Annotated in this window: 14 protein-coding genes; 6 read left to right on the forward strand and 8 right to left on the reverse strand. The window is 58.1% G+C overall.

All coding sequences use genetic code 11. The features are described from left to right. The 5 genes from gcvP to GHO03_RS16390 form a co-directional block, all read left to right on the forward strand. On the forward strand, window positions 1–2,068 hold a 2,068-nt coding region (gene gcvP / locus GHO03_RS16370; RefSeq protein WP_153400195.1), incomplete at its 5' end, for an aminomethyl-transferring glycine dehydrogenase. Window positions 2,069–2,222: 154 nt separating this feature from the next. Further along, entirely contained in the window at window positions 2,223–3,599 is a 1,377-nt protein-coding gene (locus tag GHO03_RS16375; RefSeq protein WP_153400196.1) for an L-serine ammonia-lyase, read from the forward strand. 17 nt (window positions 3,600–3,616) lie between these two features. Then, entirely contained in the window at window positions 3,617–4,741 is a 1,125-nt protein-coding gene (gene gcvT / locus GHO03_RS16380) for a glycine cleavage system aminomethyltransferase GcvT (RefSeq protein ID WP_153400197.1), read from the forward strand. Between the two features lie 380 nt (window positions 4,742–5,121). Then, on the forward strand, window positions 5,122–5,334 hold the full coding sequence (locus GHO03_RS16385; protein ID WP_016782052.1) for a cold-shock protein: 213 nt from the start codon (window positions 5,122–5,124) through the stop codon (window positions 5,332–5,334). A 93-nt stretch (window positions 5,335–5,427) separates the two neighbouring features. Further along, window positions 5,428–5,916 (forward strand): RDD family protein, encoded by a 489-nt coding sequence (locus GHO03_RS16390; RefSeq protein ID WP_095019738.1) that lies wholly within the window; start codon window positions 5,428–5,430, stop codon window positions 5,914–5,916. A 141-nt stretch (window positions 5,917–6,057) separates the two neighbouring features. On the opposite strand, the gene GHO03_RS16395 is transcribed toward GHO03_RS16390, so the two are convergent. The 4 genes from GHO03_RS16395 to rpoE form a co-directional block, all read right to left on the reverse strand. Then, the gene (locus tag GHO03_RS16395; protein ID WP_370688609.1) at window positions 6,058–7,479 is read right to left on the reverse strand and encodes a DegQ family serine endoprotease; all 1,422 of its coding nucleotides are present in this window, start codon (window positions 7,477–7,479) and stop codon (window positions 6,058–6,060) included. 185 nt (window positions 7,480–7,664) lie between these two features. Then, window positions 7,665–8,627: a MucB/RseB C-terminal domain-containing protein gene (locus GHO03_RS16400; RefSeq protein WP_095020847.1), complete on the reverse strand. Its 963-nt coding sequence runs from the start codon at window positions 8,625–8,627 to the stop codon at window positions 7,665–7,667. 8 nt (window positions 8,628–8,635) lie between these two features. After that, the gene (locus GHO03_RS16405; protein WP_095019735.1) at window positions 8,636–9,226 is read right to left on the reverse strand and encodes a sigma-E factor negative regulatory protein; all 591 of its coding nucleotides are present in this window, start codon (window positions 9,224–9,226) and stop codon (window positions 8,636–8,638) included. Between the two features lie 31 nt (window positions 9,227–9,257). Further along, entirely contained in the window at window positions 9,258–9,839 is a 582-nt protein-coding gene (gene rpoE, locus GHO03_RS16410; RefSeq protein WP_016782046.1) for an RNA polymerase sigma factor RpoE, read from the reverse strand. Window positions 9,840–10,363: 524 nt separating this feature from the next. On the opposite strand from rpoE, the gene nadB reads away from it, so the two are divergent. Then, window positions 10,364–11,980 (forward strand): L-aspartate oxidase, encoded by a 1,617-nt coding sequence (gene nadB / locus GHO03_RS16415; protein ID WP_153400198.1) that lies wholly within the window; start codon window positions 10,364–10,366, stop codon window positions 11,978–11,980. A gap of 294 nt (window positions 11,981–12,274) precedes the next feature. On the opposite strand, the gene GHO03_RS16420 is transcribed toward nadB, so the two are convergent. The 4 genes from GHO03_RS16420 to GHO03_RS16435 form a co-directional block, all read right to left on the reverse strand. Further along, complete coding sequence (locus tag GHO03_RS16420) at window positions 12,275–13,021, reverse strand: KilA-N domain-containing protein (RefSeq protein WP_153400199.1); 747 nt, start codon at window positions 13,019–13,021, stop codon at window positions 12,275–12,277. Between the two features lie 430 nt (window positions 13,022–13,451). Next, the gene (locus GHO03_RS16425; protein ID WP_153400200.1) at window positions 13,452–14,468 is read right to left on the reverse strand and encodes a hypothetical protein; all 1,017 of its coding nucleotides are present in this window, start codon (window positions 14,466–14,468) and stop codon (window positions 13,452–13,454) included. Between the two features lie 75 nt (window positions 14,469–14,543). Beyond that, a complete protein-coding gene (locus GHO03_RS16430; protein ID WP_153400201.1) occupies window positions 14,544–14,939 on the reverse strand; it encodes a hypothetical protein in 396 nt (131 codons plus the stop codon). A gap of 315 nt (window positions 14,940–15,254) precedes the next feature. After that, window positions 15,255–15,578: a hypothetical protein gene (locus tag GHO03_RS16435; RefSeq protein WP_122581738.1), complete on the reverse strand. Its 324-nt coding sequence runs from the start codon at window positions 15,576–15,578 to the stop codon at window positions 15,255–15,257. Between the last annotated feature and the right edge of the window lie 197 nt (window positions 15,579–15,775).

Raw genomic sequence — 15,775 nt, forward strand, 5'->3', positions numbered from 1 at the left:
CGGCAGCGCCCAGCGCTTTGGCGTACCACTGGGCTTCGGTGGCCCGCACGCGGCCTACTTCGCCACCCGCGATGCGTTCAAGCGCGACATGCCGGGCCGCTTGGTCGGTGTTTCGGTTGACCGTCACGGTAAACCGGCGCTGCGCCTGGCCATGCAAACCCGCGAGCAGCATATCCGCCGCGAGAAGGCCACGAGCAACATCTGTACCGCTCAGGTGCTGCTGGCCAACATCGCCAGCATGTATGCCGTTTACCACGGCCCTAAAGACCTGACGCAAATCGCCCAACGCACTCACCAGTTGACCGCGATCCTGGCCCGTGGCCTCAGCGATCTGGGGCTGAAGGTCGAGCAGGAACAGTTCTTCGACACCCTGACCCTCAACACCGGCACCCACACCGCCGCGCTGCACGCCAAGGCCCATGCGCAGAACATCAATCTGCGCGTGATCGACGACCAGCGCCTGGGCCTGTCGCTGGATGAAACCAGCAGCCAGTCCGACGTCACTGCACTGTGGGCATTGCTCGCCACAGACGGCCAGGCCCTGCCTGACTTCGACGCACTGGCCACCAGCGTAACGGGCACCCTGCCCGCCGCCCTGCTGCGCCAGTCGCCGATCCTCAGCCACCCGGTGTTCAACCGCTACCACTCTGAAACCGAGCTGATGCGCTACCTGCGTCGCCTGGCCGACAAGGACCTGGCGCTGGACCGCACCATGATCCCGCTGGGCTCGTGCACCATGAAGCTCAACGCCGCCAGCGAAATGATCCCGGTTACCTGGGCCGAGTTCGGCAACCTGCACCCGTTTGCACCTGCCGAACAAAGCCTGGGCTACCAGCAATTGACCACCGAACTGGAAGCCATGCTCTGCGCGGCTACCGGCTACGATGCTATTTCCCTTCAACCAAACGCCGGTTCCCAGGGCGAATACGCCGGCTTGCTGGCCATTCGTGCCTACCACCAGAGCCGTGGCGACGAGCGCCGCGATATCTGCCTGATCCCGTCCTCGGCCCACGGCACCAACCCGGCCACCGCCAACATGGCCGGCATGCGCGTGGTGGTCACCGCCTGTGACGCCCGCGGCAACGTTGATATCGAAGACCTGCGTGCCAAGGCCATCGAGCACCGCGACCACCTCGCCGCGCTGATGATCACCTACCCCTCCACCCACGGCGTGTTCGAAGAAGGCATCCGCGAAATCTGCGGCATCATTCATGACAACGGCGGCCAGGTGTACATCGACGGCGCCAACATGAACGCGATGGTGGGCCTGTGCGCTCCGGGCAAGTTCGGCGGCGACGTGTCCCACCTCAACCTGCACAAAACCTTCTGCATCCCTCACGGCGGTGGCGGCCCGGGTGTAGGCCCGATTGGCGTCAAATCGCACCTGACGCCGTTCCTGCCGGGTCACGCGGCCATGGAACGCAAGGAAGGCGCGGTCTGCGCGGCGCCGTTTGGCAGCGCCAGCATCCTGCCGATCACCTGGATGTACATCCGCATGATGGGCGGTGAAGGCCTCAAGCGTGCATCGCAACTGGCCATCCTCAACGCCAACTACATCGCCCGCCGTCTCGAAGAGCACTACCCGGTGCTGTACTCGGGCAGCAACGGCCTGGTCGCCCACGAATGCATCCTCGACCTGCGCCCGCTCAAGGAAACCAGCGGTATCAGCGTCGATGACGTGGCCAAGCGCCTGATCGATTTTGGCTTCCACGCCCCGACCATGTCGTTCCCGGTGGCCGGCACGTTGATGATCGAACCGACCGAAAGCGAGTCCAAGGAAGAGCTGGATCGCTTCTGTGACGCGATGATCTGCATCCGCGTAGAAATCCGCGAAGTCGAGAGCGGTGGTCTGGACAAGGAAGACAACCCGCTGAAAAACGCCCCGCACACCGCCGCTGAAATGGTCGGCGAATGGACTCACCCCTACAGCCGCGAACAGGCGGTGTACCCGGTGGCGTCCTTGATCGAAGGCAAGTACTGGCCACCGGTCGGTCGTGTCGACAACGTATTTGGCGACCGCAACCTGGTGTGTGCGTGCCCGTCGATCGAGAACTATCAGGAGGCATAAGTCAAAACCTGTAGCCGCTGCCGAAGGCTGCGATGGGCTGCGAGGCGGCCCCGCTTTCGGGCACAACGGCGAAGGCCCTGCGGGCTTTATTGCAGCCTGCGGCAGCGGCTACAGATGATTTGCCTACCCACACAATAAGAAACCGGAGAACCCCATGTCGTTAAGCGTGTTCGACCTGTTCAAGATTGGCATCGGCCCCTCCAGCTCCCATACCGTCGGCCCCATGCGTGCTGCTGCGCGTTTTGTCGAAGGTCTGCGCCGTGATGAGCTGTTGCAACAAACAGCCTGCGTAAAAGTTGAACTCTACGGTTCCCTCGGCGCCACCGGCAAAGGCCACGGCAGCGACAAAGCCGTGCTGCTGGGGCTGGAAGGTGAACATCCGGATACCGTCAACACCGAAACCGTGGCCGAACGACTGGCCGCGATTCGCAGCAGCGGGCGCCTGAACCTGCTGGGCGAACACCCCATCGAATTCATCGAAAAATCACACCTGGCGATGATTCGCAAACCCCTGCCCTATCACCCCAACGGCATGATTTTTCGGGCACTGGATGCCGCCGGCATTCAGATCCGCAGCCGCGAGTATTACTCGATCGGCGGTGGTTTTGTGGTGGACGAAGGCGCGGCAGGTGCCGACCGAATTGTCGAAGACAGTACTGTGCTGCAATACCCTTTCAAAACCGCCAAGGACCTGTTGCGCCAATGCGTAACCCATCACCTGTCGATCAGTGAAGTGATGATGGCCAATGAAAGCGCCTGGCGCCCGGAAGCCGAGACCCGCAGCGGCCTGTTGAAAATCTGGCAGGTCATGCAGGGCTGCGTAAGTGCCGGCTGTCGCAATGAAGGGATTTTACCCGGCGGTTTGAAGGTCAAGCGCCGTGCCCCGGCCTTGCACCGTCAGCTCTGTGCCAACCCGGAAGCCGCGCTGCGCGATGCCTTGTCAGTACTGGACTGGGTGAACCTGTACGCCCTGGCCGTCAATGAAGAAAACGCCAACGGCGGGCGCGTGGTCACAGCGCCTACCAACGGTGCGGCGGGAATTATCCCGGCCGTTTTGCATTACTACATGCGCTTTATCGGCGGCGCCAATGAAGACGGCGTGGTGCGTTTTCTGCTCACTGCCGCCGCCATCGGCATTCTGTACAAGGAAAACGCTTCGATTTCGGGGGCCGAAGTCGGCTGCCAGGGTGAAGTCGGCGTGGCCTGTTCAATGGCGGCCGGCGCGTTGTGTGAAGTGCTGGGCGGCAGCGTGCAGCAAGTCGAGAACGCCGCCGAGATCGGCATGGAGCACAACCTCGGCCTGACCTGCGATCCGATTGGCGGGCTGGTGCAAGTGCCGTGCATCGAACGTAACGCGATGGGCTCGGTCAAGGCCATCAACGCAGTGCGCATGGCCCTGCGAGGTGATGGTCAGCACTTTGTCTCGCTCGACAAGGTGATCCGCACCATGCGCCAGACCGGCGCCGACATGAAAAGCAAATACAAGGAGACCGCCCGCGGCGGTCTCGCCGTCAACATTATTGAGTGCTGATTTTCAAGGAGTCTCGAATGTCCACCGAACAACTGCTTAAAACCCCGCTGCATGCACTGCACCTTGAACTCGGCGCCCGCATGGTGCCGTTTGCCGGCTACGACATGCCCGTGCAGTACCCGCTAGGGGTGATGAAAGAGCACCAGCACACCCGTGAACAGGCCGGGTTATTCGATGTATCGCACATGGGCCAGATCCGTCTGACCGGTGCTGACGCGGCCAAGGCCCTGGAAGCACTGGTGCCGGTGGATATCATCGACCTGCCGGTGGGTATGCAGCGCTATGCCATGTTCACCAACGAACAGGGCGGCATCCTCGATGACCTGATGGTCGCCAACCTGGGCAATGACGAGCTGTTCCTGGTGGTCAACGCCGCCTGCAAGGATCAGGACCTGGCCCACCTGCGCAAGCATTTGAGCGCCCACTGCCAGATCCAGCCGCTGTTTGAAGAGCGCGCCCTGCTTGCCCTGCAAGGCCCGGCTGCAGTCAGCGTACTGCAACGCCTGGCACCGCAAGTGGCGAACATGACCTTTATGCAATTTGCCCCGGTGACCTTACTGGGCGCGGATTGCTACGTCAGCCGCTCGGGTTATACCGGCGAAGACGGTTTTGAGATTTCAGTGCCGGCCGAGCACGCCGAAGCACTGGCCCGCCGCCTGCTGGCCGAGCCAGAGGTTCAGACCATCGGCCTGGGCGCACGGGATTCGCTGCGCCTGGAAGCGGGCCTGTGCCTGTACGGCCACGACATGAACGACACCACGACGCCAATCGAAGCCAGCCTGCTCTGGGCCATCTCCAAGGCCCGTCGCGCTGACCGCCCGCGGGCCGGTGGTTTCCCGGGTGCCGAGAGCATCTTTGCCCAGCAGCAAAACGGCGTAGCGCGTAAACGAGTGGGCTTGCTGCCCCAGGAACGTACCCCGGTGCGTGAAGGCGCACAAATCGTCGATGCCGACGGCACCGAGATCGGCACCGTATGCAGCGGCGGCTTTGGGCCAACGTTGGGCGCCCCCTTGGCAATGGGTTATCTGGATATCGCATTCACGCCTGTGGACACTGAAGTCTGGGCCATCGTGCGGGGCAAGCGCGTGCCGATGAAAGTGTCGAAAATGCCGTTTGTAGCGCAACGTTATTACAGGGGTTAAACAGTAAGTTATACAGTTGCATGTTCACGGTGCGAACGTGTCATGCAACTGCTACATAACAGTGCAAACTTTCGATAGCGAAAACAGTCTTTATTACACGAAAATAATTGAACACCTCTATAACGATCCGCTCTTTGACTCTGCGTTTAGAGTATTAAAAACAGCGGCCCTGCGGCGTATTTAAAGGGGCTTGTTTTTTCAATTACAGTTTCGTAGAGTTTGCCCACTGTGTTTGCATGGGTCGCTGGAATCGTGACCTGGGCAGTAGCTCAATGCTTGCTACATCCCGTTCTGCGTCTCTTACTTTCCTGCAACCCAGCACCAGTACTCTTTCATGTGAAAGAGGCTGTCATTAATTGTTAGCGTCAAGGAATTAAGAAATGTCTCAACGTCAGAGCGGTACGGTCAAGTGGTTCAACGACGAGAAGGGGTTTGGTTTCATCACCCCTGAAAGCGGCCCGGACCTGTTTGTGCACTTCCGTGCCATCCAGGGCAACGGCTTCAAAAGCCTGAAGGAAGGCCAGAAAGTGACCTTCATCTCGGTACAGGGCCAAAAAGGCCTGCAGGCTGACGAAGTTCAAGCAGAAGCTTAAATCTCGTGCACAAAAGCCTCTGATGGTGACATCAGAGGCTTTTTTATGGCCGTTATTCCGTAAGATGGCTGTTTTCCTTCACGAGACCCTGCCATGTCGAAACAACCGCTTAGCCCTCAAGGCGACTTTCCCGCCGTTGGCCTGGGGCGCCGCCTGGCAGCCATGTTCTACGACTTTCTGCTGTGTACCGCCCTGCTGATCGTCACGACCTTTATCTACAAGCTGATCATGATGGGCTTTATCGGCGAAGCCAAAATGCGCGAACTGTCAGAAGCAGGCGCCCTGGATGGTGACCCGCTGCTGTCGACCCTCCTGTTTTTCGTCCTGTTCGGTTTCTTTGCCAAGTTCTGGACCCACTCCGGGCAAACCCTGGGCATGCAGGTCTGGGGGGTTCGCGTACAGAACGCCGACGGCACGGCAATCAGCCTGTGGCAGGCCCTTCTGCGTTTTATCGTGTCCATAGGCTCGTGGTTGTGCCTGGGGCTGGGGTTTGTCTGGTCGATCTTCGACAAGCAAAAACGCACCTGGCATGACATGTATTCCAATACGCAGTTGGTACGCGTCCCCAAGCAGAAGAAATAAAAAAAAGCCCGTATCTCGCGATACGGGCTTTTTTATTGCCCTTGTGGGAGCGGGCTTGCTCTCGATGAAGGCAACGCGGTTTCGCCGTTGAACCGCGCCGATGCTATCGCAAGCAAGCCCGCTCCCTCACGGCTGTGCGGCTTACTCCGCCAGCTTGAACGTGATAAAGCTGGCACGCCCCTGACGCAGAACCCGCATCGACACCGAACGGTTCTTCGGCAATGCCTTGGCGATCTCGGTGAACTCCTTGCCATTGGTGATGGCCTGATTGTTCAAGTGCGTAATCACGTCGCCAGGCTGAAGGCCGATCAAGGCCGCAGGACCGTCCTGAACGTCAGTAATGATCACACCGCCCTTGATGTCGTTGGCTTTCTTCTGCTCTTCACTCAAGTCCGCTACGGACACGCCCAGGCGGTTGCTGCTTTGTTCAGCGCCGCCACCCGAAGCGATGTCTTTTGCATCATCAGGGATAGCGCCCACAGTCAGCTCCAGATTCTGGCGCTTGCCGTTACGAATAACTTCAAGGTTAGCCTTGCTGCCGGCCTTGAGTGCGCCAACCAGGTGCGGCAAATCTGCCGACATGACGATCGGCTGACCATTCATGCTCAGAATCACGTCGCCCACTTGCAGACCACCTTTGGCAGCCGGGCCGTCATCAAGTACCTGCGCCACCAGTGCACCGGCAGGTTTTTCCAGACCGAAAGACTCGGCCAGGTCCTTGTTGACCTCCTGGATCACCACACCCAACCAGCCACGGCTAACCTTGCCGCCAGCCTTGAGCTGATTGGCAACGTCCATCGCCACATCGATCGGGATTGCAAAGGACACGCCCATGAAACCGCCCGAACGGGTATAGATTTGCGAGTTGATGCCCACGACTTCGCCCGCCAGGTTGAACAGCGGACCACCCGAGTTGCCCGGGTTGATCGGCACGTCAGTCTGGATAAATGGCACATAGCTTTCATTCGGCAGGCTGCGGCCCATGGCGCTGATGATGCCCTGGGTCACGGTGTGGTCGAAACCAAATGGCGAACCGATCGCAACCACCCACTGGCCGGCCTTGAGGTCCTGGGACTTGCCCAGTTTGAGCACCGGCAGGTTCTTGCCATCGATTTTCAGCAAGGCCACGTCAGAGCGCGGGTCAGTGCCCACCAGCTTGGCTTTCATTTCACTGCGATCGGACAGGCGCACAATGATTTCATCGGCATCTGCAACCACGTGGTTGTTGGTCAGGATGTAGCCATCGGGCGAGATGATAAAGCCCGAGCCCAGGGACTGGGCCTCGCGCTGACGCCCGCCTTTGCCACCGGGTGCAGGTGGCAGGCTGCGCTCAAAAAAGTCGCGCAGGCCAGGCGGCAGGCCTTCCAGGTCGGGCATTTGGCCCATGCTGGAAACCCGACGCTCAGGCAGCTTTTGCGTGGTACTAATATTCACTACGGCTGGCGAAGCCTGTTCAACCAGTTGGGTGAAATCAGGCAACTGCGCTTCAGCCATCACCGGCACTGCCTGCCCGAGCATCAGCACGGCTGCAAAAATGGGTAGATAAGATTTCAATCGCGGCATCGACATACAGCTCCCGTTAATAACAGCAGAGTTAAGCGACAGGCACCTAAAAACAAGTCAAAAGCATAGACCGTTTTTCAGACCCCGGAAAACAAACAAGGCCAAAGCCCTTTGGGGCTCTGACCTTTATAAAAAGAGATAAAAATGGCAAATCGAAAATTGTCACCCGCCATGTCGATGCAACCCTATGGTTTGGCCTGAGCATCGTTTTCACCGACACGCATCGACAGGGCAATTCGTTCAGCAGTGCCCATGGGAATTTCACCCACCACCGTGGCCATCATGTCTCCCTGAGGCGTGCTCAGGTGGCGCGTGACCGCAGCTGTGGGCCCGAGCTGGACACGGGCATCTGGAACAGCAGCGCCCTTGACCGGCTCGATAAACACCGAAAAACGGGCAAGGCCATCGTCATACAGAAGGCTGGTGACTTCGGATTTGCTCCGCGGATCACGGCGCACCGTACTGCTGACCTGCTCAAAACCGGAGGGCAGCCAGTCAGAGTGCCAGGCCTGAACCGAATTGACCTGCCCGGCCCCTTTGTCGGCAGGGGCAACAGCACGGCACTGCCCCGCAGGCGTGAGCTGGCTGTCATCAGGAGGCGTGGTGGCAAAGGTCGTAAACTGGTAGCGCTCAAGCAACTGCCCCTTGTCATTGAGCAACAAGGACTTGAGAGGCAAACCGGTTTCACGGTCCAGATAAAGCTCAAAACCGTAGCGATGCTGATCACGCGGAGCAAACGATATGACCACTACCGGGCGACCGGCGACCCTGGAGTTGCCCTCGATTGCCACGGCATACAGGTCATTGAACTTCTGGACATCGAATTGACGCGCCGCGACAGCCGTGACATCGCCCAACCCGGAGGCCTGTTTGCCAGTGACACATTCAGTGCGCCCATCCGAGCGGATCACCTCTTGCGCAGTGCCATCAAGCTGCATCAACCGCTCACGAACCTTGCCATCCTGCACGCGGTGCCAGATGCTGTGGGTAGAAAAACTACCGTTACGCTCGTAAACGAAAGTACCCTGATAGCTATGCTGTTGCTCGGCCTGCCCAAGACGTTTTAACCAGTCCTGGGCTTCATCGGCGTGGGCCGGTACTGCAAACCAGCCACTGAGCAGAAGAGGTAGCAAAGGTAGGACGCGCATGATGGTCCTTAACGGTTTTCGAGGCTCGCAGCACGAGCATAAGGCAGAGGGCTTTCAGCCCCTTTCAGCGCTGCTTGCTCTGCGTGCTGGCGCAGGTAGCCAGGCAAACGCTGATCTTGCCAGCCCGGCTGACCTTGCAGGACACCGTTGGCCATCGGGCCGGTGGCCTGATCGGCACTCTCGCTGTAGTTGGCCAGTACTGCCGGACCTTTGGCCATCGGTGCACTCAGGCTCTGCGCAGGGTTCTGCTGGGCGAGCTGGTTGCCAACGATGTCATCCTGGTTGTACAGCCGCACACCCGCCAGAACAGCGACGGTAACCGACGCGGCTACGGCCAGGCGACCAATGCTGCGCCACGGCCCGCGGACAACCTTGGCCGGGGTTTGCTCTTCAGCCAGCGCGGCCGAAACGGCAGATGCGATGTCCAGGCGCGGAATCAACAGGTCCTTGTGCATCACAGCACGGGCCACCTGATAACGGGACCAGGTGTCACGGGTTTGTGTGTCGTCGAAGGCATTCAATACCCGACGTAGTTCCAGTTCGTCCGCTTCGTTATCCATCACTGCGGACAGCGATTCCTGCAGGGCTTCACGACTCATGGCGGTTCCTCTCTTGGCTGTCGCCGCTGTCTCAGTTTTCCTGCAACAACGGCTGCAGGGCTTTATCTATGGCTTCCCGGGCGCGGAAAATCCGGGAGCGCACGGTACCCACCGGGCATTGCATGACGCTCGCAATGTCCTCGTAACTCAGACCATCAAATTCACGTAAAGTTAAAGCCGTACGCAAATCTTCTGGCAGTAGCTGAATAGTGCGATGAACGGTGCCTTCGATCTCGTCTCGGAGCAAAGCGCGCTCCGGCGACTCGAGGTCCTTGAGACCGTGATCACCATCATAAAACTCGGCATCTTCCGAACTCACATCGCTGTCAGGCGGACGTCGACCGCGTGACACCAGATAGTTTTTCGCCGTGTTAATGGCGATGCGATATAGCCATGTGTAAAAGGCACTGTCGCCGCGAAAATTACCAAGTGCCCGGTACGCCTTGATAAAGGCCTCCTGGGCAACGTCCTGGGCTTCATGGGTGTCGTGCACGAAACGCACGATCAACCCGAGAATTTTGTGTTGATACTTCAACACCAGCAGATCGAACGCGCGCTTGTCGCCACGCTGTACGCGCTCGACCAGCTGCTGATCCTCTTCCTGGGCTAGCATGAATACTCCTCATAAGACCGGGAGGAAGATTGCTGTGCTAATTGATCAGGCTTGCAAACATAGACTCGGGCTTTTCGCAAAAGTTCTCTCCCCCCTGGCAAGTTTCCTGCGTGCCCGGATTTGGCACACACGAAAACGCAGCTCGGGCCTGGCCGGCTGCGTCAATAATCTTGTCGTCAAATTCAGCTGTCGAGTCGAAAAAACAAACCCCGCATCAATCTGGACGCCGTTCCCCTGCATCAAGGGCAGCCCACTATGGAACCCCTGGCTATACGAAAAGTTCAAAAACTTCGTATAAAACAAGCCCTGCAGTACCTTGGAAGCGTATCAGAACCCGCGCCATTCCAGAGCACTGCCCCAGCATGCAGATTAATTGTGCAAATCAACATGCAGACCCTTCGTGTCTGAGGCACACTTTGCGCCCGCTGTAATTTCACAATGCCATAAAGGCCCGGCCATTGTGCCGATCCCCCCCTCTATATACTAGAGATACCAGAGGGCGTTTTTTTGCGGATGTGAGAAGAATGAGCCAACATTTTCAACATGATGTGCTGGTGATTGGCAGCGGCGCTGCCGGCTTGAGCCTTGCGCTCACGTTACCCAGCCATATGCGTATTGCAGTGCTGAGCAAAGGCGATCTGGCCAATGGTTCGACGTTCTGGGCCCAGGGCGGTGTCGCCGCTGTCCTGGATGACACCGACACGGTGCAGTCCCACGTCGAAGACACCCTCAATGCCGGTGGCGGGCTGTGCCACGAAGACGCGGTACGCTTTACCGTCGAGCACAGCCGCGAAGCCATCCAGTGGCTGATCGATCAGGGCGTACCCTTCACCCGCGATGACAGCATCGACCCCGAGCAACAGGGCTTTGAGTTCCACCTCACCCGAGAAGGCGGGCACAGCCACCGGCGCATCATCCATGCGGCCGACGCCACCGGCGCGGCGATTTTCAAGACATTGCTCGAACAGGCCCGCCAGCGCCCAAATATCGAACTGCTCGAACAGCGCGTTGCCGTCGATCTGATTACCGAACGCCGCCTGGGCCTGGAAGGTGATCGCTGCCTCGGTGCCTATGTGCTGGATCGTGCCACGGGTGAAGTCGACACCTTTGGCTCGCGCTTCACCATTCTGGCAACCGGTGGCGCAGCCAAGGTGTACCTCTATACCAGCAACCCGGACGGTGCCTGCGGTGATGGCATTGCCATGGCCTGGCGCTCGGGTTGCCGGGTGGCCAACCTGGAGTTCAACCAGTTCCACCCCACCTGCCTGTATCACCCGCAAGCCAAGAGCTTTTTAATCACTGAAGCCCTGCGGGGCGAAGGCGCGCACCTCAAGCTGCCCAACGGCGAGCGTTTCATGCATCGCTTCGACCCGCGGGGCGAACTGGCCCCGCGGGATATCGTCGCCCGGGCCATCGACCATGAAATGAAGCGTCTGGGCATCGATTGTGTGTACCTGGATATCAGCCATGAGCCCGATAGCTTTATCAAGGCCCACTTCCCGACTGTATATGAGCGCTGCCTGGCATTTGGTATCGACATCACTCAACAGGCCATCCCGGTAGTACCTGCGGCGCATTACACCTGCGGCGGCGTGATGGTCGACGAACATGGCCACACCGATGTGCCGGGCCTGTACGCCATCGGCGAAACCAGCTTCACCGGCCTGCATGGTGCCAACCGCATGGCCAGCAACTCGCTGCTCGAGTGCTTTGTGTACGCCAAGTCGGCAGCGGCAGACATCCTTGCCCAGTCGCCCGAAATCGCCGCCCCCGTCGCACTGCCGAGCTGGGATGCCAGCCAGGTGACCGACTCCGATGAAGACGTAATCATCGCCCACAACTGGGATGAGCTACGGCGCTTTATGTGGGACTACGTGGGCATCGTGCGCACCAACAAGCGCCTGCAGCGGGCCCAGCACCGGGTGCGCCTGCTGCTGGATGAAATTGACGAGTTCTACAGCAACTACCGAGTAAGCAGAGACTTGATTGAACTGAGGAACCTTGCTCAGGTAGCGGAACTGATGATCAGATCTGCCATGGAACGCAAGGAATCTCGGGGTCTGCACTACACGCTGGACTATCCAGAGATGCTGCCAGAGGCGAAGGATACGATCCTCACACCGGCCTTTGAGGCACGTTAGGAGACCGTAGCGTAGCACCATAAGGGCCCGTTTTGTAACAGCTTTGGCTCACATTTGTCCCATCGCTGGGGTCCTTATCGCCTGCCCATGAGGGTCTCTATGGCGCCTGTGCGGACCTGCGCGAGGGCACACGGGGGAATAGTGACGACTGTTCTTTATTAGATGGGTCAACAGATTTTTCTGTCAGATTCTCATTAAGAGTCCTTGAAGCGTCCGTATAGCCAGAAGGCCACATGAACAGCTACGCAGACCCAGTAGGCAGCGTTTAGCGTGTCCATGAGGTTCTCCTTGGGGTTACTTGATTGGTCGCCCCCATTGGTCGATACGGGAAGCCTTTGCGGCTCGCTTGGCTTTGTCCTTCAAGGCTTTCTCTTCGGCCACTTTGAGGTTGATCTCTTCGGTCTTGCCACGGAGCCAGTCCAGACCACGGGGCTTTACCCTCCAGCCTTCACGGTTCCCGAAGTCCGATGAGACCTTCACGAATGCTCCTACCTCGAAGCCCTTCTTGTGTGGTCGCGGTGAGCCCTCACGGGTCCCGAAGTTGTCCACGGGGTACACGAAGGCGCACATTGAGACCAGAGCGTCCAGAGCGAGCCGGGGTTGTTGAATACCAGCTACACGGCAAGCCTCAGTCCATGTCAGACCAGCGCCTCGGGCTTTCATGTCGAGGGTCGAAGCCTTGGGCATGTTGGCGTCTAAGAGAGCGTCCTTATGGCGAAGCTCAATGAGTGCACTGTTACGCATGGCAACGAAGGCATCGACGACCATCAGGTAGAAACTTGTCGAGACCCACATGGCATAGGCGATTGCCCCCGGCTCAGTGGCAAGGGTCCCGCCATACCGGCCAGCCTTACTCCGCAAATTTCCGGAATTAGAAAGCTCAGTCTGGATTTCATTGCGCCACTCTGAGGGCTCCTTTGCGGGATCAAGCGCCAAGGTCTGATGGATTTCGTTGAGGCTCCACAGGCCCTCAGCGTTTGGCTTGAAGGTGTGACCTTCGATAATGATAGGCAGCATGGTGTCGGTGTTGTTGATCAGCATGGTGTCGTGACTCCTTTTGATTGCTCCCTGAGTTCGCTCCCACAGGCCAGCACAGAGACCCACGACAAGGGTTCTGGCGAGTGGCACAGGGAACAATCAGAAAGACTCTGTTTAATTGACGGCCCAGCGACGGGCAATGAATGCAGCGAAGTTAACCGGCCCAGACTTGAGCTGAGTCGAGGGACTATTAGCCCCATCTGTGAGGGTTTTTATTCCAAGGTGAAAGAAGTGAGCCCCTGCCGGTCCCTCTCGGGTCGGACTCACGGGGTTCTCTTTGAGGTGTCTACCGGGCAGGCCTAAAGCCCCATCCGCTTGATCTCGTTGCGTGCCATATAGGCGCCGCTGAGAGCCTTGGAGCCCTCCCATGAGTACCCCTCAAGGAGATTCATCAGAAGGGACTTCAAGTGGTTTCGTTGACGGACTGTCATTGTCAGGCAGTCAGTTTCACGTTGGTGATCATCGGGAAGGCCACAGCTTCGGTCTGAAGACCATCAGCGGTCAGCTTTACCTTAACCTTGCCGTTAGCCACGATGTCCACGCGAGCCATGATCTCAATGTCCCACGCTTGGGAACCTGCGTTACGGGTCGCTTGGACCTTCCAGATGTCGCCGTTACGGCCTTCGCGGTAGCTCAGAGAGGTGAACATCTTAGGCAGCAGGAACAGACCATAGTCGGTGCCCGTGTAAGGCTGCACAGAGGCGCCAATGAGAGCCTCAATGTCCTCTACGCCAGCACGCTGAGCAGCACGGTCAAACACTGGAACCAGAGACACCGGGATCAGGATCACGAAGTCGGCCAGCGAGGTGCCTACGGTCTGGTTAACGTGCATCGTCAAGATGTCGATGAGGTCCTCAGCGATGGCCGCTGGTTTGCCGGTTGGCTTGGCCTCAGAGAACACCTCGGTGCTTGGAGCGGTCGAGAGGATCTTGGCGATCTTACCGGTAGCAGTGAACATGATGTCACTCATGGCCTTCTCTACGGTCTGCATTAGTGCGCCTTCTGTGAAGCCTGCAATCAGGGTGTGATCGAGGATCGAGACACGGTGACTGATGATCAGAGCGGTATCAGTTGGCTCAGTAAAGATCACAGACCCGGCCAGGACTTCGCCCTTCGCGATGGTCTGGTTATCCCAGTTCTTGCGAGGATCGAAGGTGACGGAGCGATCAGCCATCGTAATGATCTGTTGACCAGTAGCCTCAGAGCCAGCCGGACGGAACTCGCAAGGGGTTCTCTCAGCAGCTTCCTCACGCCATTCATCGCTGTTCAGGTAGCTTTCAACGGTCTTCACAAAGGCAGCCACATAGGTGCCCGCATCGGTGCCCGCAAGAGTCTCAGAGCGAACGTCAGCCACATTGAAGTGGATAGACCCACCGATATGGTCAGAGCCATCGTTACGGACGGTTACGCGGGAGGTGGTCGGTACTTCGTATTGGTTATGCAGTTTCATAGTTTGGTTCTCCTGAATTAGATTGAATGAGGTTTGATGTTTCTTGAGGGTGGTCTTTAAGGTTCCCTTGAGGGATTACCAGCCGGAGTTACGAGAGGCAGCACGGACACGCTCACCTTGGGCACGGATGGCAGCGGCTCGCTCTTCTTTATCGGCCTTCGCTTGGGCCAGTTCGCGCTGGGTCGGCTCACGTAGACGCTCGGCATGGGCATCGACTTCGCGTTGCTTACGAGCACGCTCAACCTGATCCTCACGCTTGGTCATGAAGTAGACCTGTGCGTCCTCTTGGATGGCCTTAAGGGATAGACCAGCCTCATCGAAGGCTTGGATCACGCTGAACTTGGCGGCGTTATTGCGACCACATTGGGCCATCAGCAAGGGCAGCATTACGTTCTCGACATACTCACGGCTCAGGGTCTGACCAGAGACATTGACTTCATTCTTCAGGACTTTGGTGATGTTGATTTGCATGGGGTTAGATCTCCTATGAGGTGACCCTTTGATCGACCTTGGCGCCATAGACGCGCACGACAAGACGGCAAGGAGGGAGCCGCATGGGCATCTTCCAAGGTCGATCAAAAGGTTCTTGGTTTGGGTTTTGTGGCTGATGCTGATCACAGGACATGGCAAGCCTGAGGGCATCTTTAAGGACAACCGTGGCGACGGTCGTTGTGAGCTGGCGAGCAGCTAACGGGTGTGGCGATGTTGCGAGGGAGAGAATCTTTTTTATTGGTTTGGGTGTCTGTCCCAATAGTGAGGGGTTTTAAAGGTCACTTGACGGGCACCTTAATGCCTGATCGAAATTGGCTCCTTGCCCGCCATCGGGATGTTCAGAAACGACTTGGCGAGCGCCTGAAGGTTGATCCCAAGGGAGACCAGTTCGGAGACCCTCAAGGCGGTCTTTGCGGAGCACTTCAAGGATGCTTCTCGAACCAGAGCGTCAATGTCGAAGGAGACCATTCCGTTCTCATAGATTCTGTAGGCAGCTTTGCGGTTATTCAGAAGGTCTCGAAGGATGATCAGTTGTGGACGTGAAGCTGGAGGGAAGACCCGAGACAAGGTGATCAGGTCGTCTCCAGTGAGCGTTTCGTTTGCCAGATAGCCGGTCATGTGAGTTCTCCTTAAAGATTTCTTGAGAGATTCCTTTTGATGAGGGTTGTAATTAACAATTACCCTCTCCCTTTGAACTGGTCGATGAGCCTCAATGAGAAACTTGAAGTGGCCCTTTTATATATATAGGCAGTTTCGAGGGCCCACAGTGGCTATGGTCTCCAGCCATGTGTTGGTAGCAGTTTCGGAACCTTGAC

Source organism: Pseudomonas sp. FSL R10-1339 (assembly GCF_009600545.1).
GTDB classification, from domain to species: Bacteria; Pseudomonadota; Gammaproteobacteria; order Pseudomonadales; family Pseudomonadaceae; genus Aquipseudomonas; species Aquipseudomonas bubulae.

Bases quoted from the DNA above. Each gene is read 5' to 3' on its own strand.
- GHO03_RS16375 (WP_153400196.1), top strand. From the start codon at position 2,223: ATGTCGTTAAGCGTGTTCGACCTGTTCAAGATTGGCATCGGCCCCTCC.
- gcvT (WP_153400197.1), top strand. From the start codon at position 3,617: ATGTCCACCGAACAACTGCTTAAAACCCCGCTGCATGCACTGCACCTT.
- GHO03_RS16385 (WP_016782052.1), top strand. From the start codon at position 5,122: ATGTCTCAACGTCAGAGCGGTACGGTCAAGTGGTTCAACGACGAGAAG.
- GHO03_RS16390 (WP_095019738.1), top strand. From the start codon at position 5,428: ATGTCGAAACAACCGCTTAGCCCTCAAGGCGACTTTCCCGCCGTTGGC.
- GHO03_RS16395 (WP_370688609.1), bottom strand. From the start codon at position 7,479: ATGCCGCGATTGAAATCTTATCTACCCATTTTTGCAGCCGTGCTGATG.
- GHO03_RS16400 (WP_095020847.1), bottom strand. From the start codon at position 8,627: ATGCGCGTCCTACCTTTGCTACCTCTTCTGCTCAGTGGCTGGTTTGCA.
- GHO03_RS16405 (WP_095019735.1), bottom strand. From the start codon at position 9,226: ATGAGTCGTGAAGCCCTGCAGGAATCGCTGTCCGCAGTGATGGATAAC.
- rpoE (WP_016782046.1), bottom strand. From the start codon at position 9,839: ATGCTAGCCCAGGAAGAGGATCAGCAGCTGGTCGAGCGCGTACAGCGT.
- nadB (WP_153400198.1), top strand. From the start codon at position 10,364: ATGAGCCAACATTTTCAACATGATGTGCTGGTGATTGGCAGCGGCGCT.
- GHO03_RS16420 (WP_153400199.1), bottom strand. From the start codon at position 13,021: ATGCTGATCAACAACACCGACACCATGCTGCCTATCATTATCGAAGGT.
- GHO03_RS16425 (WP_153400200.1), bottom strand. From the start codon at position 14,468: ATGAAACTGCATAACCAATACGAAGTACCGACCACCTCCCGCGTAACC.
- GHO03_RS16430 (WP_153400201.1), bottom strand. From the start codon at position 14,939: ATGCAAATCAACATCACCAAAGTCCTGAAGAATGAAGTCAATGTCTCT.
- GHO03_RS16435 (WP_122581738.1), bottom strand. From the start codon at position 15,578: ATGACCGGCTATCTGGCAAACGAAACGCTCACTGGAGACGACCTGATC.